This is a genomic window from Streptomyces flavofungini (assembly GCF_041028215.1).
GTDB lineage: Bacteria > Actinomycetota > Actinomycetes > Streptomycetales > Streptomycetaceae > Streptomyces > Streptomyces flavofungini_B.
In genome coordinates, this window is the sequence record NZ_JASKYR010001460.1 from 1 (window position 1) to 559 (window position 559).

1 protein-coding gene is annotated in these 559 nt (G+C 71.0%); it reads left to right on the plus strand.

The genetic code is table 11. The features are described from left to right. Positions 1-559 (plus strand): VWA domain-containing protein (locus AB8Z36_RS41640; RefSeq protein WP_369218514.1); only part of this gene is annotated, 559 nt, incomplete at both ends.

The following is a 559-nucleotide window of genomic DNA, read 5'->3' on the forward strand; positions in this document are numbered from 1 at the left end:
CCCAGGCGCAGACGCATACGCATACGCAGGCGGCCAGCCCCCTCACTCCCGCCAAGCTCCGCGCAAAAGCGCCCGCGCTCGGGGCCGCGTACAAGGCCGCCGGGGCCGTGTTGAAGAAGCGGGGGCTCAGTGGAGTGCGGGCCCAGGTCTATCTGGTCCTGGACCGCAGCGGCAGCATGCGCCCGTACTACAAGGACGGCTCCGCGCAGAGTCTCGGTGAGCAGACCCTCGCGCTGGCCGCCCACACGGACCCCGAAGCCACCGTCCACCTCGTCTTCTTCTCGACGGACATCGACGGCACCGGCATCCTCACCCTCGCCGAGCACGAGGGCCGCGTCGACGAGCTGCACGCCGCGGCGGGCCGCATGGGCCGCACGAGCTACCACCGCGCCATCGAAGAAGTCGTGGCCCACTACGAGAAGTCCCCGCACAAGGACACCGGCACCCCGGCCCTCGTGATCTTCCAGACGGACGGCGCCCCCGACACCAGGGGCCCCGCCACCCAGGCCCTGAAGGAAGCCGCCGCCCCCCCTCTCTTCTTCCAGTTCGTCGCCTTCGG